The organism is Desulfosporosinus orientis DSM 765 (genome assembly GCF_000235605.1).
Taxonomy (GTDB): Bacteria; Bacillota; Desulfitobacteriia; order Desulfitobacteriales; family Desulfitobacteriaceae; genus Desulfosporosinus; species Desulfosporosinus orientis.
Genome location: NC_016584.1, coordinates 2,506,752 through 2,527,037, shown reverse-complemented (window position 1 = coordinate 2,527,037; position 20,286 = coordinate 2,506,752). Strand labels below are relative to the sequence as shown.

The window sequence follows — 20,286 nt, the reverse complement described above, 5'->3', positions numbered from 1 at the left end:
ATCGAGCCTTCCGCTAGCTTCTTATTACCTAAATAACAGCCCTTCCCCCTATCCAAACTTGCTCAACATTCCGTATCGCTTTAATATCCTTGGTTGGATCTGCCATTAATCAAAAGCAGATCCCCTCTCTGCCCTGCTTTAATTCTTCCCCTGTCCTTGAGTCCAAAACACTCCGCGGGCTTGAATGTTGCACTTCATGTTCCCGAGGAAAGAAAGGTAAAAACCAGTTAAGACTGTCCGTTATCGGAAATTTCTGTCAATATTTGTTTTAATCCATCCAAATCTACAGGTTTGGCTAAATGTTGGTTAAAACCTGCCTCTTTGGCTCGCTTTAAGTCTTCAATTTGAGCGTATCCCGATAAGGCAATCATAAATATGTCTTTTGTTTGTTCATCTTTGCGAATATTTTCAGCAACTTCATAACCATTCATCATGGGCAAACCTATATCGCAAAATATGACTTCTGGTTTAAACATTATGGCCTTTTTTAGCCCTTCAGGTCCATCACTTGCAGTGATAACTTCATGTCCCAAGTATTGCAGTAAGGAACGAAGAATCTCAGCCACATCGGGAATATCATCAATTACCAAAATCTGCAGAGATCTCGTTGTTTTCACGGATTCTTTCAGCGAAGTCTTTGGGTTAGTTTCTTCATTTTGCGCAAGAGGAAGCCTTACGGTAAACAGAGAACCTTTTCCCAACCCTTCACTACTTGCACTTACACTTCCGCCATGCAAACCGATAATCCCTTTGGCAATTGCCAACCCCAGACCAAGACCTCCACCATTTCGTTCAAGAGCAGCATTTGCTTGAGTAAATGGTTTAAATAAATCAGGTAACAGTTCAGGTTTGATACCGCACCCATCATCTTGTATTTCTACAATTACTTCGTTAGTGTCCTCATCCTCAGTAATACGAACTTGAGTATTGCCTCCCTCATCCGTAAATTTAAGGGCGTTATGAAGCAGATTTCCCAAGACTTGTGTCAACCGGGATGGATCAGCTTGCAGATATATTGACTTGGAGAATGTATCAACTTCCAGGGCTACACCTTTGTCTGAGAATAGCGGGCTTTTATCCCTTACAATCCCTGAAACCAGATCATTTAACTCTATTCGCTGCTTCTTGGTTTCAATTTTATTCTGAGATATACGAGTCACTTCAAGGAGGTCATCCACCAACCGGGAGAGGTGCAAAGTCTGCCGCTCCAAACTCTCAATGGCTTGTATAGTTTTTGCCAAATCAGGGGATGTGACTTTAAGCAGGGAAATACTCATCATCATAGAGGCCAGTGGATTTCTTAGTTCGTGGGAAAGACTACTTAGAAAAAGATTTTTGTTTTCGTCGGCTTTACGCAGACTCTCCTCGGCTTGTTTCCGCTCGGTGATATCCTGGACGAGACAAGCGAATTGTCCTTTTCCCGGTGAGAAAGCGTTAATTTGTAAATATAAGTTAAAATCATCCGAGTAACCCTCGAAACATTCGGGACAGCCATTCATTGCAACCCTGGTGAAAGTTTCAATCCAATCACTTGGAAAAAGCTGAATTTCGCTATTCATCCTGCCCACAATATCTTCATGCTTCTTCTTGCAGATCACACGCTCAAACACTGGATTGGAGTCTATGTAACGGTAATCCAGCGGTTTACCGGAATCATCGCAGATCATTTCGGCAAGGAAAAAACCTTCGTTCATATGCTCAAAGAGCGCGCGAAACCGCTCCATAGTCTCTATGTTAGCCATTATCAGATTCCGACTTTCCTGCAGTTCAGTCTCATTTCGCTTAATTTCTTCAATCTCTGTTTTGAGTTTCTCATTTGACCTTTGCAACTCGGTTGATCTTTCCCGCTCCCGACGCACCTGGCCATCGTAGGTATAGCATTGTTTACGCTGAGTCACTTTCAGTAATCTGATTTTATGCCTATCTGGTTGCAAGTTGGATTCATCGTTATGAAAATCCGTTTTTTTCAAGCATTCATCTCATTTCTGACCATGACTCTATAATTTATTTCTAGACAATTTTAGAACCCCCCATAATCGCTTTGACGGGGTAGCCAAAGGCAAACGGAATATGGGGGCTTAGGATCATGGCAGCGGTTCCGTCATTTATTGAGTTAGCCCTATCTAATTCGTTAATCATGAGATAAAGCATTCTCAAATTATTTTACTACTATAACAGCGTCGCATTATGACAGAAAATGTATTGTCGCAAATTGCCACATAGTATATATTAAATTTGCAGCAAAATATTTGATTTATTTTGAATACATATTCGAAAGGGGCTACATAGTGCGCGAATGGTTGAGAGAAATACGAAAAGCAAAGAAGCTAACACAAGAAGAAATAGCTAAGCAAGCATTTTTGAGCCGAACTTTTTACGTCCAAATTGAAAAGGGTACACGTAATCCAAGCTTTGATATTGCACGAACTATAGCTAATGTTTTAGGGTTTAGTCCTTCTGCCTTTTTTACCGAAGAAATCAGCGATCCTTTTATTACTGCTATGCGAAATTCCGAAATGGTTATTGCTCATGTAGACAAAGACTTAAGGTATACGTGGATATTTAACCCTCATCCAGACTTCGACAAAAATATAGTTTTAGGTAAAACTGACATTGAACTTTCGGAAAATGAAGGAACAAAGGCGTTGATGTTATTAAAAAGAATTGTTATTGAAAAAGGGATGAAACTTAAGGAAAAAATAACATTCCCCTTATCCGATGGAGATCATAGTTATTTTGTTTTTGCTGAGCCTCTATATGATAATAAAGGACAAATTTCCGGCTGTGTTACCGCTTCAATGGACATTAGTGAACTATGAGAAAAGGGTAACATTCCTTGTCCGTAAAATTGACAAGAAGTGAATCAACGCTTCCCTCCACCCCGATACCAATTTACCTTAGCGAATAATGTTTATCGTTCCGTCTTTACGGATCGGCGCAGCGGCTTCTGCCCCCCTAAAACCGATAGCCGCGGAAGAGCAGATGGTATGCTCCTTAGGGATGCCCAATTCAAACAGATACTCCCGGACACCAGGATCATCCCGAAGCCAGTGCAGTTGGTTGATGTAACAACTCCCTAGCTGCAAAGAGTGAGCCGCAAGGAAAATATTCTCGAGGGCCAGCGCACAGTCGGCCATGGCATTTTCGTAATTCGGGCGATTGGAGGCAATTATGAGCGTTGGCGCTTGATAATAGAAGTTATAGCCTTCCTTCTGGGAACGCTCCTTGATAGCCAGCTTGCCGGGGTAATCGTCATCAGGAATCCAATGTTGAAATCCTTCACGCACCAGTTCGTTTAAATGAAGCAGTACATCGCTGTTCTGAATCGCCGTAAACAGCCAGCTTTGGCTGTTGCTGCCGCTAGGTGCCCAGATTGCGGCATCCAGTAGGGCATCCAGTTGTTCCGGTGAAATTTGTTGGTCCGTGAATCGGCGCGTACTCCTCCGCTCACGGATGCAGTTTAAGATTTCGTTATTGATAGCCATATTATTTTCTCCTTCCATATCTTTGTTTACAACCGCCACACTGACGCTCTTCGTTTCTACAGATTGCTGATCCAACCAATCCAGTACTCTCTTCATTAGACAATGTCCGATACCTAATTTGCGAAAATCTCCTCCCTTTTTCAAGAAATCCAAGGCACATGCAATCAAATCTCAATGCAAATTAACGCCTATACTTCTTAATGTGCCCCGTAAACCAGAAGCCGCCATGGACGGGCGGCTTTTCAAATACCATTATCCTCTTTCTTATATTACGCCTCCTCAAACTCAGAAAACATCGCTTAGAATAGCTTAAGCGCTAATTCCTTTTATAATCTAACAAATTGAATCTTTTTATATCCGTATCACTAAGTTCCACGACTAATTCAGCATTATATAAATGATCCTTGATCTCTTCCAAAACCTCCAGAGAGGGTGGGAGAATATCAACATTATTGCCTTCCGGGTCAATGGATCCGATTGTATAGGTAAGAGTTATTTCTGTCTCCTTACCGCTGCTGCTAAATCCACAGCCATCCGGTTGTTTAAAGATATCCTCTGAAAATAAGCTGCGTAATTCTTCTTGAGGTTCAACCTTTATCTTGAGATCCCTACCGGATTGCCTGATAGATCTGATCGGCATATTCTCGAACTTCAAACGGTAATTAATCTCTGTGCGTATAAAGTAAACAGTATCCTTTCCATCGTTAACTAAATATCCTGTTTGGTCATCATTTTTTACGATATCAGCTTGAACACCTACAAACTTCATAGGATGAAGGAATCCGCTCAAAGCAATATAAAGTAAAGAAGACCCTAAGATAAGCAGGACAACGATTTTGGCAACGCGAGACTTAACAACGGGGACAGTGTCCGGTTCGCTCTCCTTTTTGGCAATCGAATTTAATAACGTGTATCCGCAAGCTACTCCAATTAAAATGGTTCCATTCATATTAAGCTTGAGATATATCCATCTAGTTAATGAATTAAGCTGGGGTGAAACGGAGTAATAAAATAGGATACCTGAAGCACTGATTAACAACATAGGTATTCCGAGAATCAAGATCTTTAACCAGTTAACAGATAACGTTCCTTTCAGTGCCATTCCCCTTATAAATCCGGGCAAGGCAATATACATACCTATTATCAGGTAATAAACATAACTAAACAGCATTAATGGAAACGGGTCATAGTTTCTGCCTGCTTCGATATGCAGTGCGTCCTGATAATTTAGGCCATAATAAACAAGCAGCATCAGACCCAATCCATAGCCTAGATAGGCAATCGTTTTCCTCATCCAATCCCTCCCCCTTAACTTATATGCAACAACCCAAGTTTTTTCAGCTTGACTACTTTTGTTCAATTTCCGTAACACATTGGCTTTTGATCCTTTCAACGAGAAATTGCAGGGCATACATTATGTCGTAACCGAGTTCAAGATGTCCTTCATTAAGCCAAACCCTGACATAGAAAATACCATCCAGCTTATAGGTCTCTGCAGCCGCCGCCTCAACCTTGGCGCCATATAAGCAAATCTTTTAATAGGTACTGCCTTCGCTCTTGGCCTGCAGGTAACCGGAAAGCCCAAAAGCAATCCCACCGATCAGCATGGCAACGGGGAGAAAGTTAAAAGCCATCACCAAGCCGTATTGATCGGAAATAAGGCCCGTAATGGCGGAAGACGGCACATCGCCCAGCAAATGCATAAATAACATGGCGATGGCCGTGGCCGAATTCCAGACTAACCGCTGCGTCGTATCAAAAACCATAGCGGCGGCCACGCCAACGTGCCACAACATGAAAAAAGCTGCTAAACCAAACAACAACGTAGACTGTAAGCCAATCCCCAGCCACATCAAAATCGCCGAGACCAAACAGGCCAACAGCAGGGTGAAACCGCGCCCTCCACGGTAGCGAACATACCAGCGATCAGCGATCCAGCCACCTATGGGGGCCCCCAGAAGTCCGGCCAGAACAATGATTATCCCACTTTTGGTAGCGGCTTTCCCTAAAGAAAAGTGCATAATCCTGGTTAAATACAGGGGCAAAAAGTTTATAACCGCTCCGAAACAATAACTTATCCCTATATAACCTAAGACGACCAGCAAATACGGCAACTTAAGGGTACCCTTCAATTTTAGCCAATCAAAACCCTCTTTGTCTTTAACCTCAGTTGGTGGGAACCCTGCAACCGGATTCTGCATAGGTGTGTAATCACGAATCAACCAGGCCATAACAGCCAATAAAAACCCCGGAACTCCGACGATGACAAAAACTGCTCCCCAGCCCAATCTTTCCCCGATCATACCTCCCAGGACAACCCCTAAGGCTGCCCCCAAAGGTAAGCCAAGATTAAAAACCCCTAGCATTTTCGACCTTTGCCCACTATCAAACCGTTTGGAAATAATTGTTCCCGCCGTAGCAACGTAAGCAGCTTCTCCAACCCCGACCAGAGAACGCCAAATAAACAACTGCGTTTCCGAAGTTGAGGTACTGGTCAGGACACAAGCCAAACTCCAGATCAAAATGCCAATTGCCGCTACCTTTTGGGGCTTCCATAAGTCGGACCAAATCCCGAAAGGAACAGCAACCAGAGTATAAGTCAGAAGAAAGGCGCTGCCCAAGAGCCCAATGGTAGCATCATTAAGTTGAAAGGCCGTTTTTAATAACGGACTAACCCCCGCCAAAGCATTACGATCGATATAATTAAAGATATTAATAATTAGCAGTAGACCCAGAACTCCATACCTACCCATTAGCCACCTCCATTCGTTGTTTTATATTTTTAGGAATAGATTCCTCCTTTGATCATCTTGAATTCTATATTTACTCACAAATCCCTGCCAACCATAGAACAAGGAGCGATGTTGAAATTCCAGCTTATGGATTCAAATATCTCAGGCCCCCCGGTTCCTCACTGTACAACACATTCACTCCCTGATTTTGCTCACCCTTTGGCAGCTCTTCAAATTCGAACCTTCCGCCAGCTTCTTCTTACCTAATAACAGCCCTTCACCCTATCCAAACTCCCTCGACATTCCGTATTGCCTTAATATCTCTGGTCGGATCTCCATTAATCAGAAGCAGGTCCGCTCTCTTCCCTGTTTTAATTATTCCCCTGTCCTTGAGTCCAAAGCACTCCGCGGGCTTGCTTGTTGCACTCTGGAGAGCTTCCGCCGGCGAAAGGCCTGTAGCAAAATGGCACTGATACAGGTATAATTGCAGCGATTCCCATTTGCAACACGAACTCAGTTTAAAAATTCGGCGGTTTTGAGGTACTAATCTAGATTAGTCAGACCTCAAAACCGCCGAATTTTCAATCTCCTCATAATATAAGTACGGGACTTTATGATTTTCTACTTGTCGCTGGAATTCAACAAGGTATGATTGAATTTTTTCAAAAGCTGCCCGAATGCTTCGCAGTCTTCAGCAGACCAATCATTGAGAAGTTCCTCCAGATCAGCCAAACGTTTTTGCTTATGATTCATAAGTTCTTTCATTCCCAGTTCCGTGATCTGAAGTGAATACGCCCTTTTATCCAAAGGGTCCGGTATACGATAGACATATCCTTTTTTCTCCAGGGCTGCTGCTTGTCTGCTTACGGTGGAAATATCCAACTGAAACTCCTCCGCCAAAGCTTTGACACCGGCTGGACCCTGAGAAATAATTTGCCCAAGCAGCAGATGCGCGGACCGTTCAATGGTTCCGGGCTTATTATATTTAGCCGCCGATCCAAGACTGCGGTGAAGGACGGCTAATTCCGATAGAATGGTCTCCAGCCAATTTTCATTCATTTCATGATTGCCTCCTTACTGCCTCGCCGAATTTTTAACACGACTTATTTTATCACAAGGACAAGAATTTAAAAAACGAGGAAAACTCATTAAAAAATCAGGAATTGAACATTATATAAGCTAGTTGTATAATACAATTATATAGTTTCACAATACAACTATATTAAAAAGGATACAAGCAAAGGTTAGGAGGGTTAATTATGCAGGCTCATGAAATTATGATAAGTGATGTTTATACCGTTAAAGAAAGCGATACAGTCGGTGCAGTCATTGCTAAATTCATTGCTCACAGGATCAGCGGTGTTCCGGTAATCAACCATAACAATAAAATTGTGGGGTACATAAGTGACGGGGATATCATGCGCTATATCGGCACACATGAACATCGAATCTTTGATTCACTCTACTACTTTACCGTAATTAAGGATGATGAGGAGTTCCCGGAAAGAATCAAACTCCTGCTGGATTTAAAGGTACTTAAGATTGCTCAGAGTAAGGTCATTAAAGTTTCCTGGGACGAAGAAGTTGAAAACATTGCTGCTATTCTGGGGAAAAAGAAAATCAAAAAACTGCCTGTTGAGCGAAATGGAGTATTAGTGGGCATCATTAGCCGCGGGGATGTGATCCGCTACTGCTTCAAGGATCTTCTCCAGGGCTTTGACCATTAGGGACGCAGAAAGCTTCAAACTATCCACTACATATGAAAAGGAAACACCCGATTAACCAGTTGGAAAGAGCAAGGAGATATAAGAATGAAACGAAAAATAGTGCTGTATATCATTTTAGCCTTAATGGTTGTTGCCGGAGGAGGCATTGGTTACTACTACTGGTATGAAGGGTCCCATTACGTGTCTACTGAAGACGCCCGTATTGACGGGGATACATACCGGGTTATGCCGCGCATCTCAGGAAAGCTCCTCAGCCTTCAGATAAAACAAGGGGATACGGTGGTCGCTGACCAGATTGTCGGTCAGCAGGATACGAACAATCTGGCTACAGGCTTATTAGATAACGCCAGCCTCCGGGCTCCCATCACGGGAACCGTAACCAAAACCCTGGCCAGAGAAGGAGAAGTTCTTTCCCCCGGCCAACCCATCGCTTTAGTGGTGGATAAAAGCAAATTATACATTTCCGCCAACATTGAGGAAACATATATCAGCCGCCTGCAAAACGGAGAAACAGCGGAATTTACCGTGGATAGTTTTCCTGGTCATACCCTGACAGGAAAAATAATCGAAATCGGTGAAGGGACGGTTTCCAGCTTTTCCTTGATGCCTTCTCTCAGCAGCAGCGGCAACTTCACCAAGGTAACCCAGCGGATTCCCATCAAACTATCCATTGATGACCAGCAGGGTCTTTCATTGTCTCCAGGTATGAACGTTGTCTTAAAAATTCAAGCGAAAGGGTAACCAGGTGAAAGAAACATGAGCAAAGGCATGATTAACAGGCTATTAGCCATTACCTTATTATCTTCAACTTTGGCTTTAACAGTTACCGGCTGCGCAGCAAAGACTGCATCTCCCGGCAATCCGGCCCCCTCAGCAATTCCGGTCAAAGTCATGAAAGTCGGCAGTACCACCAATGATGCCAATTTAAGCGGCAAGATTATTGTGGACCAACAAGCGAAAGTTTTCTCCAAGGTGGCCGGCAAGGTGGACGCGGTAAACGTCAAGGAAGGCTCCCTTGTCAAAAAAGGCGACTTGCTTATTCAGTTGGATTCCTTTGACAATGCCAATAAAGTAATCCAAACTCAAAGCTCTTTGGAAACTTTAAAACAAACCGTTGTTCAAACTAAAATTGCAGTTGACTACGCCCAAACCAATTACGAGCGAAACAAAGCCTTAGCGGAAGCCGGAGCCCTCCCTCAAAGTGATTTGGATGCGATCCACACCCAGCTGAAGACAGCTGAAGCGGCCTACGAACAAGCAAACGCCGGATTGCCCGGAGCCCAAGCTTCTTTAGACCTGGCCCAAAGTGCCGTACAGGATGCCTCCATCTATTCTCCCCTAGACGGCATCATAACCGAAAAGCTGATTAATCCGGGCGAAATGGCATCTCCCGGGGTCTCGATGCTGACCGTCGTTAATATGCAGGAAGTTCTGCTCCAGGTAAGCGTTCCTCAGGATAAAGTTTTTCAGGTCAAGCCAGGGACTCCTGTAGAAGTATTTGTAGACGGGATAGACCAGAAATTTAAGGGAACCATCGACTTTATCAGCCCTGTATCCGACTCGACCAACAATACCTTCCCTGTAAAAGTTAGGATCGACAATAGTTCAGGTTTATTGCGGGTTGGCATGATTGCCAGGATCTCCCTGGATTCCATGAACGGAAAAATCTCAGAACTGCCAAAATCCTCTATCGTAGAGCAAGACCAGAAATATTATGTTTACAAGATAGATAAAGATGTCGCTCGTCTCGTCCAGGTGGAAGTAAAGGAAAAAAACTCTAACTGGGATTACGTCATAAACGGAGTTGCCAATGATGATGAGATCGTCATTAATCCAGGCTCCCAATTGACCGACGGGGTTAAGGTCCAGATAAATTAGGAGGGACGACAGAATGTGGTTAGCCTTGTGTGCGGTCATATTGGGAACCTTTGTAACGGTTCTCAATAATAGTTTAATTAATGTAGCCATTCCCCAAATGACAAATGTGTTTGGATCTACCACCGATATGATGCAGTGGGTATTAACCGGGTATTCCCTGGCAGCCGCAATTGTCATTCCCCTCAGTGGTTTTCTCGGTGACCGGTTTGGGACTAAGAAACTATTCATTATTGCCTTAGCCGGTTTTACCATATCTTCGGTATTATGCGGTTTGGCCTGGAGTGATATCAGCCTGATTGCCTTTCGGGTTCTGCAGGGCATGTCAGGGGGGGTACTCTCCCCTTTAAGCATGACGATCATTTACGGGATTGTTCCTAAAGACAAAGTCGGCACAGCCCTGGGCATATGGGGGATCGCATCTATGGCAGCACCGGCTATCGGACCTACTGTCAGCGGGTATTTAATTGATTTCCTCAGCTGGCGCTGGCTGTTTTTCATCAGTGTTCCCTTTGGAATTTTTGCCGTTACGGCAGGGATATTCCTGCTTAAAGAATCACCCCTGAAGCAAGCCAGCTTTGATATAGGAGGAGGGATATTATCCGTTATTTTCTTTTCCACCCTGCTTCTGGCTTTAGGTCAGGGAAATAAAGAAGGCTGGACTTCCTTTTATATCGTCGGCCTGTTGTTTGTTTCCTTCTTTAGCCTGCTGCTGCTGATCTGGGTGGAATCCGGAGCGGAAGACCCCCTCCTGGATTTACGATTATTTAAAAATCCGATTTTTACCTTAAGTGTGATCTGCGGCGGTTTGGTCATGGCAGGGTTAATGGGAGGTTCTTTTCTTGTTCCCCTCTATTTACAAAATGTACAGGGGTTAACTCCCATTGACACGGGGATTATTATGATACCTCAAGGTGTCTTAATGGCCTTAATGATGCCCCTGAGCGGCAGACTATTCGATAAGATAGGGGTAGCCCCTGTGGCGATATCCGGTTTGCTTTTAATGAGTACGACCACCTATGAGCTGCAGCACCTGGCTATTAATACCCCCATTCCCTGGCTGACTGTTCTTCTGGCCATTCGGGGAATGGGAATCGGGCTCTGTATGATGCCCATTACCACTGCCGGAATGAATTCCGTTCCCAAAGAACTTATCGGACGGGGCTCCTCCCTATCCAATGTCTTGCGTCAGGTTGCGGGGACTATGTCTATTGCCATATTTACCACGATCATGACCAACCGCCAGATTTTTCATGTCAGGAACATCGCTGACGGTATTCCTTCCGATTCCTTTCTAGCGACACAAGTTCTTAGTCAGATTTCATCAGCACTTGCCCAAATGGGTACGGATGCGGCCACAGCGACAGGCGGTGCCAGTGCTGTTTTAGTCGGTATTATGCAAAAAGAAGCCTTAAACTCTGCCATTGCCGATACTTTTCTGATCTCCGCCCTGCCTTTGTTTATATGTATTCCCTGTGTCTTTTTATTTATCAAGAGAAGGACAGCTAAGACGAAGGAGAAAATGGTTCCCGCGAAGGAAACAGCTGTTTAAGAGGGTGGTTTGAATTGGTTCATAATTCTTCATTTTAACTTTTGCGGTTGTTTTCAAACCGCATGTTCTTCATCATAAAAAAGAGAGTCTGCTCCTAGGCTTGTACCAAGAATCTTACGCGCGTAAGATTCTTGGTACAAGCCATTATCTTTAGGTCATCCTAATCAGCCCCTGTGAACGAATTTAGCTAGTATTGCTTACAAGCGTCTCTTGACTATACCGGCTGGCCGGTATATGATTTTGCAGCAGACTAACCGGAAGTAATCTAGAAGAATAAAACTCTACGTGATCAAGTTTTAAACTACTTACTTTCATTAACTGAGGAGGAAAAATAGTGAACGGCTACGTGCTTTTGGGGATAGCAATTGTCTTTGAATTATTGTCAACATCAATGATGAAAGCATCAGAGGGTTTCTCAAAGCTCATACCCAGTATTCTTTTTATAGGCGGCTATGGTATTTCTTTTTACTCAATGGGGCTAGCTCTATTAACTATTCCTTTGAGTATAGCTTACGCGATTTGGGCAGGCGTAGGAACTGCGTTAACGGCAGTGATTGGAATTCTATATTGGAAAGAACAACTCAACATATATAACGGCTTAGGTATAGTATTAATTATTATCGGCGTTGCACTACTTAATTTAAAGGGTACGGCACATTAATTTCCTTCCCTTTCGGGGAATACAACAAAGTCGGCACAGCCCTGGGCATATGGGGGATCGCAGCGATGGGTGGTGCCAGTGCTGTTTTAGTCGGTATTATTTAAAAAGAAGTCTTCAACCTGCCCTTGCGGATGGTTTTCATATGTTCTTCATCATAAAAAGAGAGAGGCTGCTCCCGGGCTTGTACCAAGAATCTTACGCGCGTAAGATTCTTGGTACAAGCCATGATCTTTGCGCCTCTCTCTTTGTTCATGTCATTGCCCAAGTCGGCCCATTCTTCGAATGCCATCTCTTCACCAGCATGCTAGGTCCTCTGATACTTATCTTTTTATTTTATGGGCTAATGATTTTATAAACTCTTCTGTAGTCGGGATTCCACCCTTACGCGGTATACTTTCCTGCATAATCTTTTCACTCTCTGATTTATCGATTTTATTGTAGACATAATCAATAGCACCTTGCATTTCTCTTTTAACTTCAGAAGCGGTTATGCCATGTTCTTTGGCAATTTTTCGATATATATTTCTCATACTCATGTTAGCTTGCCGCCTTTCACATTATTAAACATTGTATTTATTCTATTTTGCAACTTTATAAATTGTATGTCAATAAAAATAAGACTTTAGATGTTGCGAATAAGAACTTATTAAAATGTACAATATTGTATACAAGGCGGTGATCACATAATATGTATGAAAAGTATTTATCTGAACGAATTGCAAAACTGAGAACCATGAAAAAGGTTTCTGCTCGCGATATGAGTTTATCCATTGGACAAAATGAAAATTATATTAATCATATTGAGAATGGAAAATCCATGCCCTCTATGCAAGTATTCTTTTATATCTGTGAATACTTTAACATCTCCCCCAAGGAATTCTTTGACGAGGAGACAAGCAATCCACCTTTAATAAAAGCGGTTATTGATGACTTAAATCAATTGGACGAAAAGCAAATAATGAACATTCACGAGTTGATCAAAGGGCTGAAAAAGTAGTGCAATAGTTTCGCTTAAAACTTGTATATCAAGTGGATATTATTCACCCCCTCCCATTCCAGTTATAGATCAAAATGATCTCTCAAGGTCAGACCGTGCTGGAGAACAAACTCAAACCACTTAAAGTATTCCGGTATCTTCTCCACACTAAATTTAAAAGCCTCCATAGTGTCTATCACTTAGCTAAGCACTCTCAAATTGCAAGACAAAGAACTCCTTGCAACAGAAAGAGATCTGCTTCTGCGTTTCAAGTGTTTACGCCTGATTTCTAAATTAATTCAAGTTATGCACTAATGCAAAATCACCCTTAAACATCAAAATGTGCTATAATAATTATCAAATTTGATTGTAATCGACAATCATTTAGGAATATATTTCATGGAAAAAGTCGTTGATAATAATCCCAATAGAATCCCTTTCCCCTTGGTTTGGACTAGTTCTAAACCTATTTTTTTCCTCAAACTGGTGTAGAAAGAGGATGACTTAGTAAATACCGTTATGTTTCTTTCAATTACACGCTAAAGAAATCTAATGACTCAATGAAGCATTTCAATATAAAAATTGATGTTATTGTTTGGATTAATCACTGAAGAAATCTTAGTGAGCTATTCGTGATTACAAACAAACCTAATAAAATTGTGCTGTACCCAACTTCAGCATGCTATTAAAATTTTAGTTTATAAATCAGTCTTGAAGTTACATGAAAACGTATTCGCATATTCCTTATCAAAAGTAAAGCATTCCTTTCCTGGTTACTTTTTGATTTCACTTAATTTCCTCTTGATGAAACAAGTTCAGACCAATGGAAGCAGTTATTACATCACTCTAAATACATTAAGTAAAGCTAAGGAGGAAATAAATGGAGATACGAAACAACAATCGAAAACCTCATGTAAAAATACGTGACATCCTTACAGAAGAAACTGGCGGGAAAAGCTATAAGGCACATAAATACAGTTTAGATGCAATCGAGAGACCAACTATTGATTATGAAAACAATCAAATTATATGGAAAAAGACTGCTGAGACCACAAGGCATACGAAATATATTGACCTAAGTCGGTTGTGCAAGATAATCACTCAGCAAAATGACCAGATTTTGAGCTATTTCCTTGACGGTTCTCGTCGAGTGTTTAAAGTAGATGACCGAGCTTATTTTGATGGAAGTAGGAGCATGATTTTCCCAATAATCGCTGGTCAAATTGGCGTTGGCTGTTGCCACCGTGTAAACAAAAGAATGGTGCCTGAAAAGTTTAAGCGAGAAATCGTTCTTTCAATACCTGATATCGCTAACTCGGGTGGAAAACCAGGGTTCTTCCAAGCAACTACTAAAAAACTAAACAGTTGCGAGGAACTTAAGAAGCTTGGTATAGAGTTTAGTGCAATACTTCCCTATAAAACTTCGAAGAATGAGGAAAAAAAATTTGAAGACAGGGCGACAGCTTGTGTCCAGGATAAGATGATTGAACGCGAAAAAGAACTTGTTGCCGAACTTGTTCGTGAAGGTAAGTTGAATCAGGATAATTATCTTATTAAAGATGGTTCATTAGAGTATCGCCCTACTCAGAAAGATAAAGCGAACAAGAAAAGCTACCAAACTTTTAAAAATAATTATAGCTGGGTTTTAGGAGCTTCAAAAAGTTTCAACCCCGAAGTTTGCCTGGATGTTAATGGAAAACCTAATCCAGGATTTATAGCCGATTTGCCTCTTTACCACAGAACACCTGTAGCTTGTTATGAAAACCCCGATTACTTAGGGGACGTACAGTTTGCTGTTTGGTATATAAGACTACGTGATCAACAGAGAACTCGATCTCCTTTTGATGGTATCCTTAAAATAGAAAAAATACTCGTTACCGAAGAGGAAGTGAGCGAAGGCATAAACAGCGAATTAGTTGATACCTTGAGCGCTTACCTTATTAATGAAAGAAATCCTGTATGCTACGGCTCAGATTTAAGATGGGCAAACCATATCTACCCGATATACTTGACGGAGTCGTTTGTTAAAGCAAAATATCTTAGTACTGATAGCTTCTTACAACTATTCTGAGGAGGACAAAAATGAATAAGCTTATCGGAAGAGTGTTAGCTACGGAAAAAACACCTACAACCATGGACAAGTTCAATTTTTGGACAGATGCAAATCTTCAACTTCATGCTTTTGATATCGTTAAAGTTGAACACATCGATAAATCGTTCACTTTTGGCGTTATTGAGAACATCTCTCATATTACAGATGCGCAAAGTTTTCTGACCAATTTCATTTCGAGCGATTTCGGTGATGTTGAAATAGACGAACCAACATTGCGTGTCGGAATGAATTATGCTGAAGCTAAAGTTTCTTTCAACAGCAAAAATCTCTATACTCCTGTTCACAATAACGCTAAATTTTACTTAGCCTCAGCCGAAGAAATCACTATGGCTCTGGGACTGGATAAGATACAGAACCCTCTTGTCTGTGGTTCACTGAAAATGTATGAAGGAACAAAAGACGAGGTTACATTACCAGTAAAGCTGAATTCAAAATTCATATTAGGTCCAGAGGGAGCACACCTCAACATTTCAGGAATTTCGGGGCTTGCATCAAAAACATCATACGCAATGTTTTTAATGAAGGCGATTCAAGATCAGTATCTTAGTAGTGCAGATTCTAACGACAGTGTTGCATTCGTGATCTTCAACGTCAAAGGTTGTGACCTTATGGCCATTGACAGATTAAACGATTTTCAACAAGACATACCAAATGCTAAAGAAGAAACCCTTGTTGAGTATAAGAATTTAGGATTGTCCCCCGAACCGTTCAAAAATGTGAAATACTTTATTCCGTATTACGACAGCAACTCAGCTAAACATAGCACATATCTCCCCAAAAGTGATATTGAGCGTTATTTGGAAGATGGTCAGTTAAAAAAATATAAGTACGTCTATTCAAACGACAAAGAGAGTATCGAAATGATGTTTTCCAATATCGATGACCCTGCGCAAACAATGGAATCCATCATTAGTAAAATTATTGACGAAGACGACCCGGACTTTAAAGGACTATCAACCTGGACAGATTTTCTTGACAAAGTCACGGAAAATTCACAGAAAGGGTCGGGACAGAAAGGAAGCAACGACATTTCCGTGTTAAGCTGGCGAAAATTTAAGCGCATTGTTCGCAAAGCCATTCAAGATGAAATGTTTGCCAACAGAGTTGTTCCTGAAAAGAATGAGTGCCGCTTAGCTGATGAGCTTAAAAAGATTAGCAAAAATGACGTAGTTGTTATAGATGTTGCAAAATTACCTGAAGATAAACAAGCTTTCGTTTTTGGCGATGCCGTACGTACAATATACAATCTGAAACTTGGAGAATATGATGCGGAAACTAATGTTGCACCTCCTTCAAGGATAATTGTTTTTATCGATGAGTTAAATAAATATGCTTCGAAAGATGTTCCAAAGACTTCCCCCATTCTCCGAGAATTATTAGACGTCACAGAGCGCGGTCGTTCTTTGGGTGTTGTTTTGTTTGGAGCCGAACAGTTTCGCTCCGCAATCCATGACCGTGTCACAGGAAACTGTGCAACACATGCCTACGGACGAACAAACTCAATTGAAACTTCAACAAAAAATTACGGAAGCCTGCCCAATACATACAAAAATATGCTTACTCGCCTGGAGCAAGGCGATTATTTAATTCAGAACCCTGTCTTCCGATCGTTATTAAAAATCCGTTTCCCAAAACCAATTTACAAGCAGTTTAAATAAGGAGCAAAGTCATGCATGAATATGTCTTTGGCGCTAATATAATTGAAAATCTAACTACCGGTATGTACCAAGATTCTAAGGTTATCTATCGCGAGTACATACAGAATTCATGTGACCAAATCGATAAAGCGATAAGTGAAGGTTTTCTCAGAAAAGGGGAAGGAAAAATCGAGATATGGCTTGATTTAAGTCAACGTACGATAAGCATTGAAGATAACGCGACTGGTATTCCTGCATCCGAGTTTGAGCGAACACTAAGTAACATTGCAGATTCTGACAAGCAAATAGGTAAGGATAAAGGATTCAGAGGAATAGGCAGGCTTTGTGGACTTGCCTATTGCAAGGAGCTTGTGTTTACATCCACTGTAAAGGGCGAAGACACTATTTCTATCATGCGTTGTAACGCAGAAAAAATGCGCCAACTATTTGATGAAAATTCACGCGGCAAAAAGCATACGGCTAGCGATGTTCTTCAAGCTATAAACAAATTTGAGAGTAATAAAACGAAAGATATTAACGCCCATTTTTTCAAAGTAGAGCTGATAGGTATTAACAAAGAAAACGAGGATTTACTCGATACACTAAAAATTAAAGAGTATCTGTCATTCGTTGCTCCTGCACCATATCAAAACACTTTTCATTATCGGGAGAAGATAAAAAAACATGCAAAGGAGATAGCCTATCATATTGATGAGTATTCTATTACGCTAGATGGTCAACCCATATTCAAGAAGTATTATACTATCTTGAAAAAAGCTGATAACAATAAACTAGATGATATATTCGATGTGGTTTTTGAGGATTTCCGAGACGAAGATGGCAGTCTATTTGCTTGGATGTGGGTGGGGCTTACCCAATTCAAACAGGCTATCCCGAAGATTAATCAAATGCGTGGTCTTAGGTTGCGTAAAAATAATATTCAAATCGGCGGTGAGGACGCGTTGCAGAAGCTGTTTAAAGAAGATAGAGGAAACAGTTATTTTGTTGGTGAAGTTTTCGCTGTAGCCAAAGATTTGATACCTAATTCTCAGCGGGACTATTTTAACGAAAATCCTACTCGTGCCTATTTTGAGAAAGTACTTAGACGCTTTTTCAACGAGGAACTGCAAAAAACATATTATAACGGCTCAACGGTTAACAGTGCTTATAAAAAAATCGATGCATATAAAGCAAAGGAAGCAGAGTTTGCTGAAAAAGAAATAAAAGGTAGCTTCGTTAGTGAAGAGCATCGTGCTATCGAATTCGAAATTGTTCAAGTTGCAAAAAAGCAGGCAGCAGATGCACAAAGTAAAATTGTTAAAACAAAACAAAAAGCTCACGGCATCTTTGCTAAAGTTATTGAGCGAATTGAGAAAGAACATCCTCAAGATCCAGTTTCGACGGTGCCATCTACAACCCCACCGACTCCAGCCCGTCAGGTACGCAGAACGGATAAACTCTCAGCCTATAATAAAAAAGAGCGCAAACTGATTTCCAAAATATTCGATATTATTGTTTCAACAACCGACAGCAAAACAGCAGAAATGATTATAAGTAAAATCGAGGATGGTCTTTCATAATGCAAAAAATTCTATTACTTGAACCCAAATACAAAAACAAATACCCCCCAATGGGCTTGATGAAACTTGCAACCTACTATCGAAGTAGAGGCAATGATGTCCGCTTTTTCAAGGGGAACCTTAAAGAGTTTGCCGCTTCGCTTCTATGCGAAGAATACCTTCTAGAAGTTTGTGATTCTACACAGGCGAAGTACACTTCACAAATTTTTCAGTTCATTAAGACTGGGCAGTATGCACCTATTGATGCAATTCCAGGATTCAGACGAAGTGATAATGAATCTCTACTAAAACTGTATAGAAAAATGTATAAAGACGAACAATTCCCTCAATTTGATGTAATATGCATAACAACTTTATTTACATTTTATTGGGGAGAAACTGTTGACACGATCAATTATGCAAAGAAGTTTCTCAAGAAGAGAGGGAAAATATTGGTTGGCGGTATAGCCGCTAGCATAATGCCTGATAAGATTTACGAAGACACGGGAGTTAAGCCAAATATAGGGTTGCTTAACGTGCCGGGTATCCTGGACAATGATAGTGAAGTTATCATAGATGAGTTGCCATTAGATTACTCTATTTTAGAAGAGATAGACTACAAATATCCCGCAAGCAATGCATATTTTGCCTATATGACTCGCGGCTGTACAAACCGCTGCGCTTTTTGTGCTGTCCCGCGCTTAGAACCATATTACTGTAATTATATTAGTCTTAAACCTCAACTAGAGAAAGCAGACGATATGTTCGGGGCGCAGAAAGATTTGCTGCTTATGGATAATAACGTGTTTGCGTCCGAACGTTTCGATGAAATTATTGATGAGATCAAGGCCTGCGGTTTCGGACTTGGGGCAACTTACACACCACCAAGTGAATACGAAATCGCTATCAGTAATCTTCGTGCCCCCAAAAAGGAACGCCGCAATATTCGTGCGTATACGAAAAAGATGATTGAACTATACGACAAAATTTCAGAGCGGCTTCCGGAGAAAGAGCAAGCAGAATTTTACTTGGCAAGAGAAAATGCGAATTTGTTATACGCAATTTACGCAACACGAGAATCAATACTTGAGTTCGACACAATCACTCGACCACTCTATGAAAAACACTTCAAGCGGGTTAATCGGACAAGGTATATTGATTTCAACCAAGGTATAGACGCACGACTTGTGACAAATGAAAAGATGAGAAAATTGTCTGAAGTTAACATTCGACCCTTAAGAATAGCATTTGACCACTATTCAATGAAAGACACATATATTAAAGCTGTCAAATTAGCAGCAAAATACAACATTAAGGATTTATCAAATTACTTGCTCTATAATTATGACGACAAACCAGAGGATTTGTATGAAAGAATGAAACTCAACGTTGAGTTGTGTGAAGAACTTGGTGTGACGATTTATTCTTTCCCGATGAAATATCACCCTATTGATGACCCTGATTACTTTAATAATCGCGATTATATTGGTATTCATTGGAACAGAAAATTTATTCGTGCCATACAAGCCGTCTTAAATGCAACTAAAGGTAAAATTGGTCGAGGAAAGACTTTCTTTGAAGAAGCATTCGGGTGTAATGTTGACGAATTCAGGAAAATACTCTGGATGCCAGAAGCAATGATAATTTATAGGTATAAGTATGACCAAATTAAAAGGGAACAGTATTCCAAACTCAAAGGAAAAAAAATACAATACGAAGATGAGTGTGACCTGACCAACGAATGGTGGCAGAAATTCAAATCTCTCACTGATGAACAAAGCACAAAACTTAAAAAAATTGTTTCAAAAAACCATTTCACAAAGGAGGATCATAATTGCAGCGATGCAAAAATTCTAGAAGTTCTTGAGTACTATAAGTTGAAACGTGATTAGAATCTATAACATTGAAAAGAAGTAAGCGTCTAATAAATCGGTGGATATAAATAGAGCAAAAACTCGTGTAAACTGAG

20 protein-coding genes and 1 pseudogene are annotated in these 20,286 nt (G+C 41.1%); 11 read left to right on the top strand and 10 right to left on the bottom strand.

Annotation, left to right across the window (positions count from 1 at the left end; all coding sequences use genetic code 11):
• Window positions 1-227: 227 nt before the first annotated feature.
• Window positions 228-1,970 carry a hybrid sensor histidine kinase/response regulator gene (locus DESOR_RS11815; protein WP_014184821.1) on the bottom strand — a complete coding sequence of 581 codons (1,743 nt, stop codon included), beginning with the start codon at window positions 1,968-1,970 and terminating at the stop codon, window positions 228-230.
• A gap of 40 nt (window positions 1,971-2,010) precedes the next feature.
• Entirely contained in the window at window positions 2,011-2,139 is a 129-nt protein-coding gene (locus DESOR_RS30615) for a hypothetical protein (RefSeq protein ID WP_282434405.1), read from the bottom strand.
• 149 nt (window positions 2,140-2,288) lie between these two features.
• Here DESOR_RS30615 and DESOR_RS11810 point away from each other — a divergent pair, with 149 nt between their 5' ends.
• Complete coding sequence (locus tag DESOR_RS11810) at window positions 2,289-2,819, top strand: helix-turn-helix domain-containing protein (RefSeq protein ID WP_014184820.1); 531 nt, start codon at window positions 2,289-2,291, stop codon at window positions 2,817-2,819.
• 78 nt (window positions 2,820-2,897) lie between these two features.
• Here DESOR_RS11810 and DESOR_RS11805 read toward each other — a convergent pair whose 3' ends face one another.
• The 6 genes and pseudogenes from DESOR_RS11805 to DESOR_RS11790 form a co-directional block, all read right to left on the bottom strand.
• A complete protein-coding gene (locus DESOR_RS11805; protein WP_242832495.1) occupies window positions 2,898-3,638 on the bottom strand; it encodes a nitroreductase family protein in 741 nt (246 codons plus the stop codon).
• 163 nt (window positions 3,639-3,801) lie between these two features.
• Window positions 3,802-4,779, bottom strand: coding sequence for a hypothetical protein (locus tag DESOR_RS11800; RefSeq protein ID WP_014184818.1), 978 nt, complete (start codon window positions 4,777-4,779; stop codon window positions 3,802-3,804).
• Between the two features lie 52 nt (window positions 4,780-4,831).
• Window positions 4,832-5,002: pseudogene (locus DESOR_RS30275) on the bottom strand (molybdenum cofactor biosynthesis protein MoaE); the annotation flags it as partial.
• Between the two features lie 18 nt (window positions 5,003-5,020).
• On the bottom strand, window positions 5,021-6,238 hold the full coding sequence (locus tag DESOR_RS11795; RefSeq protein ID WP_014184817.1) for a spinster family MFS transporter: 1,218 nt from the start codon (window positions 6,236-6,238) through the stop codon (window positions 5,021-5,023).
• A 256-nt stretch (window positions 6,239-6,494) separates the two neighbouring features.
• Window positions 6,495-6,695, bottom strand: coding sequence for an amidohydrolase family protein (locus DESOR_RS28020; protein ID WP_242832530.1), 201 nt, complete (start codon window positions 6,693-6,695; stop codon window positions 6,495-6,497).
• A 143-nt stretch (window positions 6,696-6,838) separates the two neighbouring features.
• Entirely contained in the window at window positions 6,839-7,276 is a 438-nt protein-coding gene (locus tag DESOR_RS11790; protein WP_014184816.1) for a MarR family winged helix-turn-helix transcriptional regulator, read from the bottom strand.
• Window positions 7,277-7,476: 200 nt separating this feature from the next.
• Here DESOR_RS11790 and DESOR_RS11785 point away from each other — a divergent pair, with 200 nt between their 5' ends.
• The 5 genes from DESOR_RS11785 (at window position 7,477) to DESOR_RS11765 (ending at window position 12,032) form a co-directional block, all read left to right on the top strand.
• Window positions 7,477-7,944: a CBS domain-containing protein gene (locus DESOR_RS11785; protein ID WP_014184815.1), complete on the top strand. Its 468-nt coding sequence runs from the start codon at window positions 7,477-7,479 to the stop codon at window positions 7,942-7,944.
• Window positions 7,945-8,028: 84 nt separating this feature from the next.
• Window positions 8,029-8,685, top strand: coding sequence for an HlyD family efflux transporter periplasmic adaptor subunit (locus tag DESOR_RS11780; protein ID WP_014184814.1), 657 nt, complete (start codon window positions 8,029-8,031; stop codon window positions 8,683-8,685).
• 15 nt (window positions 8,686-8,700) lie between these two features.
• Window positions 8,701-9,822 carry an efflux RND transporter periplasmic adaptor subunit gene (locus DESOR_RS11775; RefSeq protein ID WP_014184813.1) on the top strand — a complete coding sequence of 374 codons (1,122 nt, stop codon included), beginning with the start codon at window positions 8,701-8,703 and terminating at the stop codon, window positions 9,820-9,822.
• A 13-nt stretch (window positions 9,823-9,835) separates the two neighbouring features.
• Window positions 9,836-11,371, top strand: a complete 1,536-nt coding sequence (locus DESOR_RS11770; RefSeq protein WP_014184812.1) for a DHA2 family efflux MFS transporter permease subunit — start codon at window positions 9,836-9,838, stop codon at window positions 11,369-11,371.
• Window positions 11,372-11,705: 334 nt separating this feature from the next.
• Complete coding sequence (locus DESOR_RS11765) at window positions 11,706-12,032, top strand: DMT family transporter (protein WP_014184811.1); 327 nt, start codon at window positions 11,706-11,708, stop codon at window positions 12,030-12,032.
• Between the two features lie 100 nt (window positions 12,033-12,132).
• Here the strand turns inward: DESOR_RS11765 and DESOR_RS11760 are convergent, their stop codons facing one another.
• Window positions 12,133-12,321 (bottom strand): hypothetical protein, encoded by a 189-nt coding sequence (locus DESOR_RS11760; RefSeq protein ID WP_042331131.1) that lies wholly within the window; start codon window positions 12,319-12,321, stop codon window positions 12,133-12,135.
• Window positions 12,322-12,352: 31 nt separating this feature from the next.
• The gene (locus tag DESOR_RS11755) at window positions 12,353-12,568 is read right to left on the bottom strand and encodes a sporulation initiation factor Spo0A C-terminal domain-containing protein (protein ID WP_014184810.1); all 216 of its coding nucleotides are present in this window, start codon (window positions 12,566-12,568) and stop codon (window positions 12,353-12,355) included.
• Window positions 12,569-12,720: 152 nt separating this feature from the next.
• Here DESOR_RS11755 and DESOR_RS11750 point away from each other — a divergent pair, with 152 nt between their 5' ends.
• The 5 genes from DESOR_RS11750 (at window position 12,721) to DESOR_RS11730 (ending at window position 20,209) form a co-directional block, all read left to right on the top strand.
• The gene (locus tag DESOR_RS11750) at window positions 12,721-13,029 is read left to right on the top strand and encodes a helix-turn-helix domain-containing protein (protein WP_014184809.1); all 309 of its coding nucleotides are present in this window, start codon (window positions 12,721-12,723) and stop codon (window positions 13,027-13,029) included.
• A gap of 859 nt (window positions 13,030-13,888) precedes the next feature.
• Window positions 13,889-15,079 (top strand): hypothetical protein, encoded by a 1,191-nt coding sequence (locus DESOR_RS11745; protein WP_014184808.1) that lies wholly within the window; start codon window positions 13,889-13,891, stop codon window positions 15,077-15,079.
• An 11-nt stretch (window positions 15,080-15,090) separates the two neighbouring features.
• Window positions 15,091-16,779: an ATP-binding protein gene (locus DESOR_RS11740; protein WP_014184807.1), complete on the top strand. Its 1,689-nt coding sequence runs from the start codon at window positions 15,091-15,093 to the stop codon at window positions 16,777-16,779.
• An 11-nt stretch (window positions 16,780-16,790) separates the two neighbouring features.
• Window positions 16,791-18,338 (top strand): ATP-binding protein, encoded by a 1,548-nt coding sequence (locus DESOR_RS11735; RefSeq protein ID WP_014184806.1) that lies wholly within the window; start codon window positions 16,791-16,793, stop codon window positions 18,336-18,338.
• Window positions 18,338-20,209 (top strand): radical SAM protein, encoded by a 1,872-nt coding sequence (locus tag DESOR_RS11730; protein ID WP_014184805.1) that lies wholly within the window; start codon window positions 18,338-18,340, stop codon window positions 20,207-20,209. The genes DESOR_RS11735 and DESOR_RS11730 overlap by 1 nt, the downstream gene beginning before the upstream one ends.
• Window positions 20,210-20,286: the final 77 nt, after the last annotated feature.

Coding starts and splice junctions, on each gene's coding strand:
- DESOR_RS30615 (WP_282434405.1), bottom strand. CDS start 2,139: ATGATTAACGAATTAGATAGGGCTAACTCAATAAATGACGGAACCGCT.
- DESOR_RS11800 (WP_014184818.1), bottom strand. CDS start 4,779: ATGAGGAAAACGATTGCCTATCTAGGCTATGGATTGGGTCTGATGCTG.
- DESOR_RS11795 (WP_014184817.1), bottom strand. CDS start 6,238: ATGGGTAGGTATGGAGTTCTGGGTCTACTGCTAATTATTAATATCTTT.
- DESOR_RS11790 (WP_014184816.1), bottom strand. CDS start 7,276: ATGAATGAAAATTGGCTGGAGACCATTCTATCGGAATTAGCCGTCCTT.
- DESOR_RS11785 (WP_014184815.1), top strand. CDS start 7,477: ATGCAGGCTCATGAAATTATGATAAGTGATGTTTATACCGTTAAAGAA.
- DESOR_RS11780 (WP_014184814.1), top strand. CDS start 8,029: ATGAAACGAAAAATAGTGCTGTATATCATTTTAGCCTTAATGGTTGTT.
- DESOR_RS11775 (WP_014184813.1), top strand. CDS start 8,701: ATGAGCAAAGGCATGATTAACAGGCTATTAGCCATTACCTTATTATCT.
- DESOR_RS11770 (WP_014184812.1), top strand. CDS start 9,836: ATGTGGTTAGCCTTGTGTGCGGTCATATTGGGAACCTTTGTAACGGTT.
- DESOR_RS11760 (WP_042331131.1), bottom strand. CDS start 12,321: ATGGCATTCGAAGAATGGGCCGACTTGGGCAATGACATGAACAAAGAG.
- DESOR_RS11755 (WP_014184810.1), bottom strand. CDS start 12,568: ATGAGTATGAGAAATATATATCGAAAAATTGCCAAAGAACATGGCATA.
- DESOR_RS11750 (WP_014184809.1), top strand. CDS start 12,721: ATGTATGAAAAGTATTTATCTGAACGAATTGCAAAACTGAGAACCATG.
- DESOR_RS11745 (WP_014184808.1), top strand. CDS start 13,889: ATGGAGATACGAAACAACAATCGAAAACCTCATGTAAAAATACGTGAC.
- DESOR_RS11740 (WP_014184807.1), top strand. CDS start 15,091: ATGAATAAGCTTATCGGAAGAGTGTTAGCTACGGAAAAAACACCTACA.
- DESOR_RS11735 (WP_014184806.1), top strand. CDS start 16,791: ATGCATGAATATGTCTTTGGCGCTAATATAATTGAAAATCTAACTACC.
- DESOR_RS11730 (WP_014184805.1), top strand. CDS start 18,338: ATGCAAAAAATTCTATTACTTGAACCCAAATACAAAAACAAATACCCC.